At 49.1% G+C, this 16,700-nt stretch carries 8 protein-coding genes; 3 read left to right on the top strand and 5 right to left on the bottom strand.

The window, feature by feature from the left end:
- Positions 1-64: 64 nt before the first annotated feature.
- Together QUB52_RS11355 and QUB52_RS11350 are read left to right on the top strand one after the other, a co-directional pair.
- The gene (locus tag QUB52_RS11355; RefSeq protein WP_332973227.1) at positions 65-1,342 is read left to right on the top strand and encodes a hypothetical protein; all 1,278 of its coding nucleotides are present in this window, start codon (positions 65-67) and stop codon (positions 1,340-1,342) included.
- Between the two features lie 286 nt (positions 1,343-1,628).
- Positions 1,629-1,973 (top strand): RNA recognition motif domain-containing protein, encoded by a 345-nt coding sequence (locus QUB52_RS11350; RefSeq protein WP_332966596.1) that lies wholly within the window; start codon positions 1,629-1,631, stop codon positions 1,971-1,973.
- A gap of 252 nt (positions 1,974-2,225) precedes the next feature.
- Here QUB52_RS11350 and clpS read toward each other — a convergent pair whose 3' ends face one another.
- Complete coding sequence (clpS, locus tag QUB52_RS11345) at positions 2,226-2,507, bottom strand: ATP-dependent Clp protease adapter ClpS (RefSeq protein WP_265233352.1); 282 nt, start codon at positions 2,505-2,507, stop codon at positions 2,226-2,228.
- An 841-nt stretch (positions 2,508-3,348) separates the two neighbouring features.
- On the opposite strand from clpS, the gene QUB52_RS11340 reads away from it, so the two are divergent.
- Entirely contained in the window at positions 3,349-3,948 is a 600-nt protein-coding gene (locus tag QUB52_RS11340; RefSeq protein ID WP_265233353.1) for a DUF3172 domain-containing protein, read from the top strand.
- 53 nt (positions 3,949-4,001) lie between these two features.
- Here the strand turns inward: QUB52_RS11340 and QUB52_RS11335 are convergent, their stop codons facing one another.
- The 4 genes from QUB52_RS11335 to ppsA all read right to left on the bottom strand — a co-directional run bounded on the left by QUB52_RS11335 (position 4,002) and on the right by ppsA (position 16,254).
- On the bottom strand, positions 4,002-4,811 hold the full coding sequence (locus QUB52_RS11335; RefSeq protein WP_332973228.1) for an AMIN domain-containing protein: 810 nt from the start codon (positions 4,809-4,811) through the stop codon (positions 4,002-4,004).
- Positions 4,812-5,207: 396 nt separating this feature from the next.
- The gene (locus QUB52_RS11330; protein ID WP_332973230.1) at positions 5,208-11,786 is read right to left on the bottom strand and encodes a DUF4347 domain-containing protein; all 6,579 of its coding nucleotides are present in this window, start codon (positions 11,784-11,786) and stop codon (positions 5,208-5,210) included.
- Between the two features lie 1,285 nt (positions 11,787-13,071).
- Positions 13,072-13,392 (bottom strand): DUF6464 family protein, encoded by a 321-nt coding sequence (locus QUB52_RS11325; RefSeq protein WP_265233356.1) that lies wholly within the window; start codon positions 13,390-13,392, stop codon positions 13,072-13,074.
- 384 nt (positions 13,393-13,776) lie between these two features.
- Positions 13,777-16,254: a phosphoenolpyruvate synthase gene (gene ppsA, locus QUB52_RS11320; protein ID WP_332966590.1), complete on the bottom strand. Its 2,478-nt coding sequence runs from the start codon at positions 16,252-16,254 to the stop codon at positions 13,777-13,779.
- Positions 16,255-16,700 lie beyond the last annotated feature (446 nt).

The raw sequence follows: 16,700 nt of genomic DNA, 5'->3' as shown, positions 1-16,700 counted from the left end.
TGCCAATTCCCATCTGCCAATGGCGCTTAAAGCTCCTGCCCAATCCTTGGAGGGTTAATCTAAAGTGAACGACTACAACAGACAGAGCCAAGAAGAAGAACAGCTACTTTACAACCACTGGCTGGAGTTGGTACAAGTAGAACAGCCGATCGAACTCATTGACCGTTTTCGCACTTTGTTTATCCACGGTAACGGATATGGCGATCGCACCATCGCTGAAGCACTAGAAAAAATAGCAGCCTCACCATACGCCCAACAAGAATTCAAGTACATCCTCAACCGTTGCTGCCACATCCTGATCAACCGCTGGCAAACATACCCAAGCAAGCAAGCAGCCATCCCAGAATTGATCGCTCTGTTTGAAGAAGCCCCCAAAATATTGGGATACAGTCGATCGCGGGTGGCTCACTCCATCCCCAAATTAGTAAATCAATTTACCGAAAGCGAACAGTACCTCACCCTCCAACGCTTAGCCAAAGTCATCACTCACAGCAATGAAGACAGCAGCAACAGCAAAACCCCCGCCACCCTAGCCCTCGGAACCTTAATTCCCCGATACCCTTACCTCTACAAACACTGCCTCCTCAGCGACGACAGCACCTACGAACAGCAAAAAATCATTAAAAAAATCCAAACTCAAAAGCAACAGCAATTTGAAATAGACCTCTCACAATACGTCGCTCACCAAGTGAGAAAAGCCCAAACAGCCCGCCGAGAAACCTCAATGTCCTTCGTTAGGAATATACAAACTATAAAAAACCCCACACTGTTGAGCGACCCGGAACTGTTCTTTGCCCTCAAGCAATTTGTCGGAAAAGTAGAAGGAGCCGATACCTACAGACAGCTAGCGGGCCGCTTCATGGCGAACACCAGCACAACTGTGTCCTACAGCTCCTTTAAAGACGACTTGTACGAATACCTAATTTCTTCCGTCACTGACGATCGCTACGGCAAACGTCAATTTAACGAAAAACTGTATAAAAAACTACAAAATACCTTTCCCCACAACGATGCTCAGAACTTCAACGAATTTTTAATGATCAGAACTTGCAGCCAGTTATTGAACTTTTTAGTAGTAGAGAGTCCTGCGCGCCCCAACCACTTCGTCTTCATCGACCTAATCTCAAACATCGGGCCCACCCAGACCACAGGTTTGCTGCTGAAAATCGTGCTAATTTGCAGCAAAGTCAAGGCCTACCTAGAAAAGCGGTTGGCAATTTTGTTCGGTCACTACGAATTTTCTACCAGAGAAGGCGTGGTGTGGTTAGTCAAAGCCCTGGAAAACCTGAATCTAGCTTTGAGTACCAATTTCGGCAATCTAGACGTATCTTTCCTGCGGTAGTCGGCCGGCGCCACAACTCTCTCAGATGCCACCTTGCCCCAAACATCACAGGTCAAAATCGGGTTTCTGAATACCCTAAAAAATGGAAATTGAATTAAAACGACTTAATTAACTGCTAAAAGCTACTCAAAAGACGCTATTCTGTGTTAAAATCCCAAGTGTATCAGATTCGGTTGCAGGCTTTGTTCATTGCTACAGAATTGTTTAAAAACTTGCCCTTCTGTATCGGCAGGGGACTCTCCGAAACTGAAATCTTTGCACTGTCTAATTTTTGGAGTTATTCCTCATGTCGATATACGTCGGTAACTTATCCTATCAAGTTACCCAAGAAGACATCACCGCCGTCTTCGCCGAATACGGAACCGTTAAGCGAGTACATCTACCTACCGACAGAGAAACCAGTCGCCCCCGCGGCTTTGGTTTTGTAGAAATGTCAACAGATGCCGAAGAAGATGCAGCAATTGCTGCTCTCGACGGAGCAGAGTGGATGGGTCGCGATCTCAAAGTTAACAAAGCCAAGCCCCGCGAAGATGAAGGCGGCCGGGGCGGCGGCAACCGGGGCGGCGGCGGCCCAGGCAAATTTGGTCGCAGCGGCGGTGGCGGCGGCGGCGGCGGCGGCGGACGTTATTAATTTCCTAATTAATTCCCGAGGATCGAGATTTGAGATTGGAGAGCTGAAATTGGGGATCGAGGCCACCTAGCTTTGAACCACCGTCCGAAAGATTTCCGGCCCGGTTGCTCCCAACCTTTACTCTTTAAGTCTCGCGATCGACCGCATTAAATATACCAAAAAGCCAGGGGTTAGTCCCCTGGCTTTTTGGTATGAAGATGAGGTTTGAGTCAGAAACAATCTGGGCGAAGCCCTGGGAGTGCCTCTACTGTTTTAATCGTCAGGTTCGATGCTGCTGATCAATCCGTGATTGTTGAGCGTTTCAGCATAAAACTCAGCGTGTTCCAGAGCACAAACAATCACCAATCCCAGTCCATTAGTGTGGGCTTCCATCATCACATTCACAGCCTGTGGCTGAGTCAGACTCGGTACCGTCGCCATCAAAGTCTGCACCACGTACTCCATCGGATTGAAATCATCATTGTGCAGCAGCACGCGGTAGCGTGGTGCAAGCTTGCGGACTGTAGAAGGCTTTTGAATAATTTCGACAGACACTAATCTATACCTCCTGACTTGTAGGATGTTAAAATTTTTGACACTCCCCTACCGTTCGTGGGAGGGGATTCTTCGTTCATAGAGAGAACTTTCTCAGATAGGCTCGCACCTAAAACACTAGAAGTCGAACTGTCAGGAACTCAGGGCTAAAGCCACTGAGCTTGTAAGACGAAAGTTGAAGCAAGCTATTCTGACCAGCCTAAGTCTTAACTGACTACGTTATTTAGGTCACGACACCCCGGAATGCGAAGCTAGTTCCCCGCTCTGTCGCTTGCGATTAAACAGTTCTAAAGTCCCTGGAACAGTGTCATAAGCCTAACAAGCCCTAATAACATTGGCGAAGCTAACATCACCCCACAAAGGAGAGGCAGAAATGCCAAACATTATGCGTACAGGATTGCGAAGCTTGAAATGGTAATTGTCTCGTTGAGAGTACATTACAAAAGTACACCTAGCCAAGCAATCCCAAGGCGGTAATGGAAAGATTCAAGGCGGTTCAAACCGCCGAGCCGTTTTCCTCTCAGGGCTAAAGCCACTGAGTTTCCCACTTACCGAATTTTTCTATGATAGGGCTTGTATCTCATTAATTTCGGTCAATAATCTTGAGCCGGGATTGCTCCGCTGTGCAAGAGTATCTCACTTTCAGTTATTTTATTGAAATCTTCAAATTCAAGCAAGGTTGTAGCCTGGTCGATCGCTCGCCGTGAACCACACCAAACGCAGATCGGCCGTCCTGGGCTCGTAGCCGCGACCTATCTAGCGCCATAATAATAGAAAGGCAAGATCGGTTAAAAATAAAAAACTACTACCTGTTAACTCCCCAGAACGGACTGAACATTATATGAAACGTAAACCTAACTCCTACAACGACAGAGACAAATTCGGTGGCGACCCATTCCGAGGAGACGAAGACTCCGGCTCATTTGGCGGACAATCGCGACGACAACCTCAGTCTAACAAACCCTCTTTCCTAAATTCCGCCACCCTAGGGATTTTAACAGCCGTGTTTATTCTGGGAATTGGGATTGGGATTGCCTTCAGTTCCACAGCGACAATTAGCCCAGAAAACGTAGCATCCAGGGAATTTATCGATCGCAGCGCCCCGAACCCGGAACTGTGCGTGCAGTTTGGAGCCAGCGCGATGGTGACTGATATGCGCCTCTTCGTTACCCTCAACCCTTTCAACGTCTACATCTCCCAGCCGAGTATGCGTCCCGGATGCGTCCTGCGAACCAATAACTGGGCAATTCTCGAACAAAGAAAACTGATCAACCAAAACCAAGTGCGCGAGTGCAAAAATCGCATGAACACCTTTGGCTTCACCGGCCCTCTGGAAGGTCAACCGGAAATTAACTGTATTTACCAAAACGACGGCGCTAAAAACTTGTTCCTCAACCAACCGGGTTCGACAGCTCCAGCGACAGAAGGTCAAAATTTCTAATGGCGAGGATCGGATTATCGCCAGCCATAGGTCATCGCGACTGAAAGCGACTATTAGCGAAGCGGTTCACCAAAATCGATAATCCGCTCTTGGGGCGCAGCAGGACGGCGTACAGGGGCAGAACCTACCCCCTTGGGTCGGTTAACCGGAACCCTGACTAAAGGCACATTTATCGGTCGGATTTGGTCGTTTGGAGTTGACTGCCGCAAAGAGTTTTGCTCGTAAGTTATCACCTCAGCCGAGGCAGGTTGGACAGGCGCGATCGCAGCAGTTGAGTTAGAATCTGTCAGAGGTTGATTAGGCGGTACTTGTATTGCAGGCTGTGCTGGCGTTTCGAGAGTTGCCTGATAGGAAGCAGGCTCGATCGATGGACGCAACACCCAGCGATTTTCTCCGACTCTTTGGAATTTAATTTGCTCACCGTTGAAAGCCACTCCTGGAGCCAAATTTACCAAAATTCTGGCGCTTCCTGATGGCAGTTGAGTCACCCCCACGGAATGCACATTGCCTTGCGGGTATAGTTGAGTGACATCAACGCCGATCGTAGTATTGGGCAAATCCACAGCAATTTGAGACGGGTTGAGTAGAGAATAGGTGGGAGTTGTTCCCTCTGGGAGAGTAATTTCTAGCTGATTTGTGGCGGGATCGAACTGCCAACTGGTGATTGTAGAAGCATTGGCTGGTTGCTGTGTGATTTGCACAGTCGCAACTGTGGTGGCTGCTGCTATGCTCAGGGCGATCGACACAGAGCCGAACCATGAGCGTAAAATACACTTAGCAGTCAATTTTTGTAAGTCTGCCCAAAATTTCGGCGGTAATTTTTGGTATTGCATGGGTGCTGGGTGAAAGTTGAGATTTAACATTAATTGTTCAGTTGACAGTTGACAGTTGACAGCACTTTACCTGGTAGGAAGAGGATTGAAGCAATGAATAGTCTTATTTTAATTTCTCCCTCAAAGGGAGAGGCTTTAAACCAATTCTTTCTGGTAATTTCGGAATTGTCAGTTAAAAAAAAATCACCTAATGCCAACAGATACGCATTCATAATTATTTTTTTTCCTTCCCCTTAAACTAGCATAATTGCGCCACAAACACCCGAATTAAAACTGGTAGTAGTTGCCCGAAGCAGGAGTAATTAACATGAAAAAATCAACTAAATGGAAATTACTGGAATCGCGCAGTTAGTTGCGTAGTCAGAACTTTAGCCCGCATTCAGTAGAGGGCTAAAGTCCTTAATACTAACCTTTCTGAGATTTGTATTACCGAGAAACAGTCACAAAATCCAGAGCAGTAATCGCATTGTTAGCCCCAAAAACATTAGCTAAAACCTCACCAGTAGAGGCTAATTGCAGGACGGTGCCGTTCGCCGTGGAGTTAATTTGCAACTGAGCAAAACTCAAGCCACCAGCTAAAGCAAACTTGTCGATTCCTACTTCAAAATTGAGGACAGTATCGATACCGCTGTTGCTATCTAACACAAAACGATCGCTCCCACTAGCTCCAATTAAAGTATCCTCTCCGCCGTCGCCAAATAGCCAGTCATCCCCTGCACCCCCGTTGAGAATGTCGCTATCTTTCCCTCCGTAGAGAGTGTCGTTACCGTCATCACCGTTGAGAGTATCTTGGCCTTCATTGCCGTATAAAAGGTCGTCGCCGCTGCCACCGTTGATGCAGTCTTGCTGGCCGTTTGCGCCCACGGGGCCTCGCTCGTTTTCCCCGCGATCGCCAAAAATGGTATCATTGCCATCATCGCCGCACAAAATATCGCTGCCACCATCGCCGTACATCAAATCATCGCCGGCATCTCCGTGCACCAAATCGTCATCCTTGCCGCCGTGAACAGTATCGTTACCAAAACCGCCGCCGAGAGAGTCGGAACTCTCACCGCCGTTGAGATAGTCGTTACCGTCGCCCCCCAACAGCAAGTCGTGGCCGTTGGCATCGCTGACTAACTCGTTTTGCAAGCCGCCGTAAAGCGAATCGTCTCCCTCGTCGCCGACAAGGGTGTCGGAACCGAGTTCGCCCCAAATCAAGTCATTGTCTTTGCCACCGTAAGCTAAATCATCGCCTTTGCCGGCAAAAATGCTGTCGTTACCGCTACCACCGCCGATGATGTCGCCACTATCATTGCCGAAAATTAAGTCGCCTTCAGATGTGGCAATTGTGGTCGCAACAGCAGTACCGTAGTCGCCGATGATGGTATCAAAACCTTGATTGCCGTAGAGAGTGTCGGAACCAGTTTCGCCAAAAATGCGATCGCCCCCTTTGCCTCCATAGGCCAAATCCCGGCCGTTACCACCGAGCAAAGTATCGTCGCCTTCTTGGCCGAATAGTAAGTCATTGCCATTGCCTCCAAACAGCAAATCTTGCCCGTCTGGGTCGCTATCTAGGGAGTTGAGGACGCCGCCGAACAGCGAATCGTCCCCGTTGTCGCCGTAGAGGCTGTCACGGCCCTTATCGCCGAAAATTACGTCTCCCTCTTTGCCCCCGTAGGCGATGTCTGGGCCTTTGCCGGCGAAAACAATGTCGTTGCCTTGATTACCAGCGATCGCATCCCCTGCTTCGCCACCGAAAATTACGTCGCCGTCATTGCCCGTGAGGTTGATGTCGTTGCCGTTGTCGCCGACGATCGTATCCTCACCGCGATCGCCCGACAATAAGTCCGCACCGCGATCGCCAAAAATGCGATCGTTTTGTTTCCCGCCGAACACCACATCATTTTCTTTGCCCGCGTAAACGATATCGTTGTCCTGATCGGCAGCGATGAAATCAGCCCCTTGGTCTCCGAAGACGATATCGGCGCCGCCTTCACCTAAAACGATGTCATCCCCAGCTTCGGCAAGAAACAGTTCGTTAGCGTCGTTCCCGCTTAAATAGTCATTTCCGGGAGTGCCGAGGATCGTGTTTTGGATGTAGGTGAGTTCTACGGCGTTGGAGTCGAAGTTGAGTATTTGCCCTGTCTGGGGTTGGATAAATGCGATCGGGGCCAGCAAGGGCAGTGGTTGGCAACCGCAGGCAGTATCCGGTTCGGGAACTCTGCCGAAAATAGGCGTCGTAGTCGGCGTCGTAGTCGGCGTCGTAGTCGGCGTCGTAGTCGGCGTCGTAGTCGGCGTCGTAGTCGGCGTTTCTGTTTGCTCGGGTGTCGGCAGAATACCGGACACAGTGGCAACCCCCAGACTTGTAATGCCGAGGTTGTCCGTAGCGCTATAGGTGAACTTGGCTCCTGTGAAACTGCTACTAGACTGAAAAAACAACTGGGTAATTTGATCCGGCGTCAAAACTTGACCGGGTGTAACCGGGACTCCGCCCTGGGTTGGGTCGCCCAAGAACAATGTACCTTCATTGGGTGGCAACAGGGTGTTGATGGTGAAGGAAACAACCGTGCCGTCGGGGTCTGTTCCTCCCAATCCGGTTATTTTGGCGTTGCTTTCCGGCAACAAAGTAACGCTGGAGTTGTTGGCTACTGGCGGTTGGTCAACTTTAGGCGGAAACAGGTTTACTGTCGCAGGGGCGGGACTGATGCCACCGCTGTTGTCCGTGGCGCTGTAGGTAAAGTTTGCCCCTGTGAAAGTGCCCGCCGACTGGAAGAACAACTGGCTGATTTGATCTGGCGTCAAGGCTTGACCGGACGTGACCGGCACTCCTCCTTGAGCCGGGTCGCCCAAGAACAGGACGCCTTGATTTGTTGGTGGCAGGGTGTTGATGGTGAAGGAAACCACAGTGCCGTCTGGGTCTGTTCCTTTGATTCCCTTGATGGGTATGGTGCTGTTGGGCGGTAATGTCGTGTTGCTGTTGTCCGCTACCGGAGGTAGGTTGGCGGGTTCAGTGGTCGAGCTGACGGTGGTGATGACAGTGGCATCGGGTTGGGAACCGTTGTTGTTGTTGGGGTTGGGGTCGGAAGTGGTCGATCGGCTCTGGGATATACTTGTGATGCCGATCGCTGGAACAATTAAAGTTACCTGGCGGTTTGTGTTGCTGCCGCTAGCCAAACTGGGAATAGTTGGGAAGGTGACAACCCCTGAAACTGGATCGTAGGTGCCGTTATCGGACACCTTGACTCCCGTTAAACCCGGAATGATGCTTTCAGTAATCACTACGTTTTCAGCAGCATTCGGTCCATTGTTGGTGGTAGTTATAGTATAAGTAACTGAACTACCAGCGGTCGTAGATGTGAGGCCAGTCTTGGTAGTCACCAAGTCTGCACTACCAGCGACAGTAACCAGAGCAACGGCGGTAGTGACTTTGGCGGCGGCAGAGGAGCCGTCGTTATTGCTGAGGTTGAGGTCGGGAGTAGTTGATTTGCTGCTGGAAACATTGGTGATGCTGCCACTGTTGGGGACTGCTAAAGTAACGGTACGGGTAACGCTTTGACCAACGGTCACGCTGGCGATCGCCGGAAAATTAACTACTCCTGAGATTGGGTCGTAAGTGCCCCCCTCGGAAGCCAAAACTCCCGTTAAACCTGGAACAATGCTGTCGGTGATGGTGACGTTGGCCGCGTCGCTAGGCCCGATGTTTGCCGTAGTAATTGTATAAGTGACAGATTGCCCAGGCTCTGCCGATGTGAGTCCGCTTTTAGTGGTAACGATGTCGGCACTAGCAAGACTGGGGACTGTGCCGATCGTAGTGTTAACACTGGAATTAGGGTTTGTACCGTCGTTGTTGCTTGGGGTGGGGTCGGGAGTAGCTGAGCTGCTTCTTGCCGTGTTGCCGACGGCACTGATGCTGGCTGGGGCGATAAAGCCGATCGTCCGATTGACTGTAGTGCCATTGGCGATCGCCACAGCCGGGAAAGTCACAATCCCGGTAACTGAGTCATAGGTTCCACCCTCGGATGCTGTGACTCCTGTTAACCCCGGAATGATGCTGTCAGTGATGGTGACGGCTTCTGCGGAACTAGGGCCATTGTTGACTGTGGCGATCGTGTAGCTGACTGTGGCACCAGCAGTAGTAGCTGTGGGCCCACTTTTGGTGGTAACAATGTCAGCAAGAGCACCGATCGTAGTGTTAACACTGGAATTAGGGTTTGTACCGTCGTTGTTGCCCGGCGTGGGGTCGGGAGTGACTGAGGTGCTTCTTGCCGTGTTGCGGACGGCAGTGAGGGTGGGTGGGGCGATAAAGCCGATCGTCCGAGTGACTGTCTGGGCGTTGGCGATCGCCACGGGGCCGAAGCTAATAATCCCTGTCGTTGGGTCGTAGATGCCCCCGTCGGATGCCGTGACTCCCGTTAACCCCGGAATGATGCTGTCAGTGATGGTGACGCCTGCTGCGAGACTAGGGCCATTGTTGACTGTGGCGATCGTGTAGCTGACTGTGGCACCAGCATTAGTAGCTGTGGGCCCACTTTTGGTGGTAACAATGTCAGCGCTGGGAGTGAGTGTGGTGGTAACAGACGAGCCGGTTGGAGTATCGTCTTTGTTCGTTGCGGAGCCGTTGTTGTTGGTGAGTATCGGGTCGGGAGTCGCTGAGCTACTCTTAGCCGTGTTGCTGATGGTGGTAAGGGTGACTGGCGGGACAAAGCTGACGGTTCGCCTGAGAGTACCTGCATTTTCCAGCGTCGTCACTGCTGGGAAGGTGACAATGCCCGAAACAGGGTCGTAAGTACCGCCCTCCGATATACTCACTCCTGTTAACCCCGGAATGATGCTGTCACTGATGGTGACGTTAGTGGCTGGGTCAGGCCCGTTGTTGGTGGTGGTCAGGGAGTAGGTGACGGTTGACCCCATCGCACTGGTGAGAGGGCCACTTTTGATAGTAACGAGGTCGGCAACTCTATCGGCGACAGTAGTCAGAACTCTACTGATGGGCGTTGAACCGTCGTTGTTGCTGAGATCGGGGTCGAAAGTCGCAGCAGTGCTGGATGCAACGTTGGTTAATGTGCCGCCGCTAACTAAATTAGGTGGCAAACCAACTGTCAGCGTATAAGTGACGGTTTGACCGACATTGAGAACGGGAATTTTCGGCCAGGTGACATTCCGCGTGACGTTTGAGTAAGTGCCGCTGTTCGAGGCAATGACAGTAGGAACTGTTGATGATGACGGAATTAATTCCTCTGGTATTTGGTCTAGAACCAAGACTTGTTCAGCGGGCGCTGTCCCCCTGTTGGTGGTTGTGATGGTGTAGGTAATGCTACCCCCAGGCTTGACGGATTGCGGCCCATTCTTGATCGTAACAACGTCAGCCGAGATACTAGGAGGATTGACAGTTTCAACTACCAGGTTTTGAAGTTCGTGAAGGTTGTTGGCGCTTCCTGTGGAACTGCCAAAACCAAATTTGAAAGTAGGCGGTATTGGGATTCCGTTGGTGATTGCCAAGTTGCGAATGTCGATCAGAGTAGTTTCGTAGCTGCCGTTAAGATCCGTATCAAAGGCAACGGTGAGGCGATTGGGATTGTCCCGATCGTTAGAGGGATTCAGTGTAACTTGAACGGATCTTTTCGCTGCCGTGCGATCGGTCGTGATCGTATTGCTAAAGTTAAAATTGGGTTCGGTGAAGTCAATACTGGTAGGAATGTTATCGATGCCCAAGGGAGCAAATGCTTGGGTTAAAAACGGGTAATTATTCTCTTGCCTGCCTCTAATTGTTACTGAATCCGGTCTCACCAAACGCGGATTGGAGGAGCCGGGAACCGGATCGGGAGACGGGCCAGCTCGCCCTTCCGTCGGTGCTGAATAATTGCCAAACTCGTCAAAGCCAACGCCTAAATAACCTCCCTCAATACCGGGTGTGGCCACGGTTCCATCTAGTCGTTGAGCGTAGCCCAGAGAACCGCCATAACCCCCTGGCTTGTCTGGCGATGCAGTACCGTTAATGAAGAAGAAACCAATGCCGTCCCCAGGCTGATTGCCAGTAAAATAACCCACGGGTTCATTAATTTGCCGATTGGAACCGTAGGAATAGAAATCAAACCTGACAATCAGACCGTCGCTTGAAGGAATGGGGTTGTTGTAGAGGACGAAAGCCTCCCGCCTGTCTTGTGATGCTGGAGTTAATTGCAGAACGCCATTGCCAGGAATATCCCCACCTAAAGCCGGAAGTAAGCCTGATACTGTTCCTCCAGTGATGCCTGGTATAGATTGCAAGTTAGCTGGAATCCCGCTAGTCGGATCGTACAGCACCCCGTTAGTGCCTCGGTAGAGCCAAGGCCCCTTCACTGTCGAGTTCTTGAAAGTTTCGTTAACTAATGTGCCGAGCACGTAAGTGTATGCTTCGAGCACTTCTTTTTCAATGGCAATGCTCGCTTTTATTTCCCCGATCGCAAATTTTAATTCCCAATCGCCGCCTAGTGCCGCACTCCCCGTCAAGCCGTCGTTCGCTGCAATATCTGCACCAGTAATTTCGTTCAGCCGCCGCACGAAGGCTTTGCCGCTTTCTCCCGCTGCGACGCTGCACCCGAATAACAAGATATCTCCTCTCTCGCTGAGGGCCTTTCCCCACTGCTGCAACAAATGGCTGTAGGTTTCTAAGTTGTCTCCGCTGAGTTCGATCGACCCTAGTTGCACTCGGGCTTCTCGACCGTGAGACACTATCTGAAGGCTTTCTAAATCTCTGCAATTAGCCAGAATTCTAGTAATTTGCTCGACTCCATCCCGTGTCGAATCTAGTACAAATACCTCTGTATCGGCTGTTGCTCCTCTTGCCAAGCTGTCGCAGTTCTCTACTCTCGAATCGATGAACAGTAAATTTTTTACAGTCCCGGCTCCCACCGACTCGGTGAAAAGCAAAAATTCTCTGTGGGGCTGCCCAATTCCCGCACTGCTACCGGGTTTTTTGGACAGGAAACACTCCTCTACTTTTACTTGTTTTATTTGTTTTTCATGAGGATCAGTTGCTGTCATTGGAGATTTTTTGGTAGCAATGCTTGCGGTGGTGTCACCTGCTTTGTGGGTTGAGAAAATTGGTTGGTTACAGATGGTTCGCATGGTAGAATGACCTGACTGATTGTATATAATATGCCCAGTTTAAGATAATAAAAGCCGCCTCTTTACAACGTTTAATTGCAGAGCTTGAGGCTCTGGTGCTTGACTGCCAGAAAGAGGAATAGGCAAATTTTATCCATCACAAAGCTGTGCTATCTTGCTATTTGATAACATTGCAAAGATCGCCGATGCAAGCGTTAAGGATTGAGAGTTTAAACCCCCACAATCTATCTATCGAGTGATATTTTGCCTTCGGCTTTGGGCTAAGGAGTGTATCTGTTACACGCAGATGTTTTACATCCCGCCGTAGATAATCACAGAAATGCTCAAAAATTTACTTGATGAGGTTTTCTGTAGATCGTCTAATGCACTTTAATTGCAGAGAAATTTCACCATTTCTGGATGCAGAAACAGGGTTTTATGGACGAAAAAAATTCGTTCCAGCCCTCGCTACCAGTAAAAAGCCTACTGGTTGAGCGAAGTCGAAACCCCGTTTCTTTGGTTCTGGTGCGCCAGCCCTGTTCACAAGAGCAACCAGACCTTTATTAGGGAGGAAATTACTAGGGAGTGCTGGCCGTAACATAATTTGGCCGGCAGTGACCGAGGTGTTATTTAATTGAAATATACATACCCTGTATCGACGAGGCGTCTTAAAAATTTATGAATTGTAGTCTGGAGACAACAATCAAGGTTTGAGACTGCTTTGCTGCGATCGCAAAAACAGAATATTGTCGCCCACCAGCAACTTCTCAAATTGTCACACTTAGAGTCTAGCGGGTTTCTGTTTGAGGTAAATCAAGAAGGACAATTGTTCGTGCAGAATTTTTCATGATGTTTTGGAGAAATCGACTTGCAAATTTGCCTGTCAGCTATTTGCGATTTTTATTCGCTAATTTTTTTAAGGGCAGGAGTTACGCTCAGGAGACGATAAGCCTGATTTATTCCTAGATTTCTGGCCCCCCAACCAAGGTTTATCGTCTAAACCTGGTTTCGGATCGTAAGTCCTCAACTAGAAAAACACTGACTGTAATCCCCCAGTTACGGCAACTGTAACCCAGCAATACTGCTCGATTAGGTTTTTATTGCTGAGTTTGGGCGCGGCTCGTTTTGAACAAGCTCCAGCAACAATCCTTACACGTAAGTATATATTAACTTATTGATGACTACATCCGCAAATATGCGTATATACAAGCCCCAATACAACCTATATCTTTTCACCGCGAACGTCAAGAGTTCTGGCTTGGTAGTACCGACAATCTTGACAGGGCCCAGCAGGATTGACAGCGCAGCGAATGTAATTAGAGCGGGCGTTATACTCGCAAGTGATATCGCCGATCGGATAACCGAGACCTTCTACGTAAGTGCGATCGCCCATTGCTAGTTCATTTCGCAGCGGTCTATTTGCTACCGCAAGTTGTGCCGCCGCAATTCTGGCGCTGGCTTGACTTTGGGCAGAGCGCATCACCCACAAAGACACCAGCGACGGAGCTAAACCTATGAAAATAATCAGGAGAACTGTAAACACATTTTCAGAGCTTTTGTGGAGAATATTTTTTTTAATTTAGATGATCGGCAACAGAAAATTATCCCCGAAGAGACGGTTTTAAATCAGAAAAGTTCCCGGAAAAGTCTCAAACTATGCCTGTGCGTTAACCGTTTGCTGGCGATCTATGGCGATCCATGAGGAGGTCGATCGCTGTTGGCGCCGATGAGGGGTGTTCTGGATAAGTTTGTAGTCAGGAGTTTAGGCATCATAAAAATCGGAGAACTTTAGTCCTCACTACAAACGGAAGATCGGTTATTTTAGAGATTTAGATATGAGAAACCGGGTCTAGATCAAAAACAACCAAGCCCGAAAATGGCGCAGCTATTGTTTGAAAAACCCGGTTTCTATCAACAACAAAAACGGTTAAACCTTAGCAACCTCCCCCGCTAAATCCATCAACGAACCCGCACCTTCCACCTTAGCAACATCCAACAAAGTCTTCAAAACCGAATCGGGATTCAAACTAATCGAATCAATTCCCAACTCAACTAAGAACCGAGCAAACTCAGGATAATCGCTGGGGGCTTGGCCACAAATCCCTATTTTGCGATCGTACTTCTTGGCGGCTTTAATCGCAATTTCTATCATCCGCTTGACAGCTTCATTGCGTTCGTCAAAGATATGCGCGACTAAAGCAGAATCGCGGTCTAATCCTAATGTTAGCTGAGTTAAGTCGTTGGAGCCGATCGAGAATCCGTCAAAAACCTGGGCAAATTCGTCAGCAAATATGACATTGCTGGGCAATTCGCACATCACATACACCTGCAAGCCATTTTCGCCCTTAACTAAACCGTGTTTCGCCATCTCGGCCAACACTTTTCGCCCTTCCTCCGGCGTGCGACAAAACGGAATCATCGGAATCACATTTGTCAAGCCCATTTCGTCGCGAACTCGCTTCAACGCAACGCATTCCAAAGCATAAGCTTCGCGGTAATTCGGGTCATAATAACGAGAAGCGCCGCGCCACCCGATCATCGGGTTTTCTTCCTTGGGTTCAAACTGCCGCCCTCCCAAAAGATTAGCATATTCGTTGCTCTTGAAATCGCTCATCCGCACAATGACTGGATTTGGATAAAATGCGGCGGCAATTGTGGCAATTCCGTGGGCTAGTTTGTCGGTGAAGAAATCGGGTTTGTGTTGGTAAAGCGCTGTCATTTCTGCAATTTCTTCCTTGACTGATTCATCGGTTAATTCGTCAAAGTGAATCAGTGCCAGCGGGTGTGCTTTAATGTGATTGGCAATGATGAATTCCAGCCGCGCCAAGCCTACGCCGTCGCAAGGAATTGCTGACAAACCAAAAGCTTCTTCTGGATTTCCCACATTCATTAAAATTTGAGTGCGGGTGCGGGGCAAATTCTCGATCGCAGTTTCTTGAATTTCAAAAGGAAGCAAACCGGCATAAACTTTGCCTTCGTCTCCTTCCGAACAAGAAACAGTGATTTCTTGATGGTTTTTCAAGATTTGGGTGGCGTCGCCGGTGCCGACAATGGCGGGAATTCCCATTTCTCTGGCGATGATCGCGGCGTGACAAGTGCGGCCGCCGGAATTGGTGACGATCGCACTTGCTTTTTTCATAATCGGTTCCCAATCCGGGTCTGTTTTGTTGGTGACAAGAACTTCTCCTGATTGAAATTCAGCGATTCTGTGAACATCTAAAATCACGCGGGCTTTTCCTTGTCCGATGGCTTCGCCAACGGCGCGTCCTTTTGCTAAAACTGCACTGATACCTTGCAATTTGTAGTTGCGTAAAACTGTAGCCGACTTTTGAGATTGTACTGTTTCGGGTCGCGCTTGGACGATAAACAATTCGCCTGTATTGCCGTCTTTTGCCCACTCAATGTCCATCGGGGTATAAGTCCCGCGCACTTTGGAGTAGTGTTCTTCTATGACTACTGCCCACTCTGCTAGTTGCAGAATTTCATCATCTTGTATGGCAAATTTATTTTTTTCGGCTGCGATCACCGATACGTTTTTGGTGTATTTAGAACCGCCGATATCGTACACCATTTTGAGTGTTTTGCTGCCGAGGCGTTTGTCTAAAATCGGGCGAAAACCTTGTTTTAATGTTGGCTTAAAGACGAAGTATTCGTCGGGGTTGACGGCGCCTTGGACGACGTTTTCGCCTAATCCGTAGGCGGCGGTGACTAATACGGCGTTTTTGAATCCGGTTTCGGTGTCGATGCTGAACATGACGCCGGAGGATGCTAAGTCCGATCGCACCATTTTTTGCACGCCGACAGATAAGGCGACTTCAAAGTGGTCGAATCCCCGCTGTTGGCGGTAGGAAATCGCTCTGTCGGTGAATATGGAGGCGAAGCATTTGTGACAGCATTCGAGGACGCCAGCGCAAGCTTGGACGTTGAGGTAGGTTTCTTGCTGTCCCGCAAAACTGGCGTCTGGTAAGTCTTCGGCGGTGGCGGAGGAACGCACTGCTACGTCTGTATTCTCGCCGTAGCGATCGCACAGTTGATCGTAAGCATGGGCGATCGCCGTTTGCAAGTCTTGCGGAAACTGTGTATCCAGAATCAATGCCCGCGCTTGCTTGCCTTTTTGTCGCAGGTTTTGGAGATTTTCTACGTCTAAATCGGCAAAAATTGCGCGCAATTTAGCTTCTAAACCCGCTGATTCGATGAAGTCGCGGTAAGCGTGTGCTGTAGTTGCAAATCCGTTGGGGACGCTGACTCCTTTGGGGGTTAACTGTTGAATCATTTCCCCCAATGAAGCATTTTTTCCGCCTACTAATGGGATGTCGGCGATGCCGACTTCATCAAACCACAATACCAAGGCTTTGTCTTTGGGAATTAAAACTTGTTTTTGTTGATTTGCTAAATTTTCCAGCATTGCTTTTTTCCTCTCAACTTCAGCTCAGTTCGGTCAAAGGACAGCAAACAAATGACAGCAAACAAATGACAGTAAACAAAGGCCTGTCAATGTCTTAACGTAGTTTTGTTGCAAAAATTATCGAGTTTTTTTCTGAGGCTGTATCCAGCAGAGTTTTTGATTGCCTCTATTTCAAGAATATCACTTTTTTGCTAAATAGCAAGACCTGTGGAGAAAATTTATTTGATTGCAAAAAGTAAAGAAATGGTAGCGGGGAGTTTCTGTAAGCTATTATAAAAAAACAAGTAGTAAAAATGTGCAGGTTGAACATAGTTCCTACCGATTTTTTGCGCTGCGCAGTGGTGCGGGGATATTGCTCGGATTGCGTTGATAGCGCAATCTACGGCCAACAAAGGGTCGGTTCGAGGAGGGCGATCGGTTGTCCGGGGCGATCGCCCAAAAAACAC

The organism is Microcoleus sp. A6-C6 (assembly GCF_036705955.1).
In the GTDB taxonomy this organism is placed as follows: Bacteria; Cyanobacteriota; Cyanobacteriia; order Cyanobacteriales; family Microcoleaceae; genus Microcoleus.
This window is presented reverse-complemented; position numbering and strand designations above follow the sequence as displayed.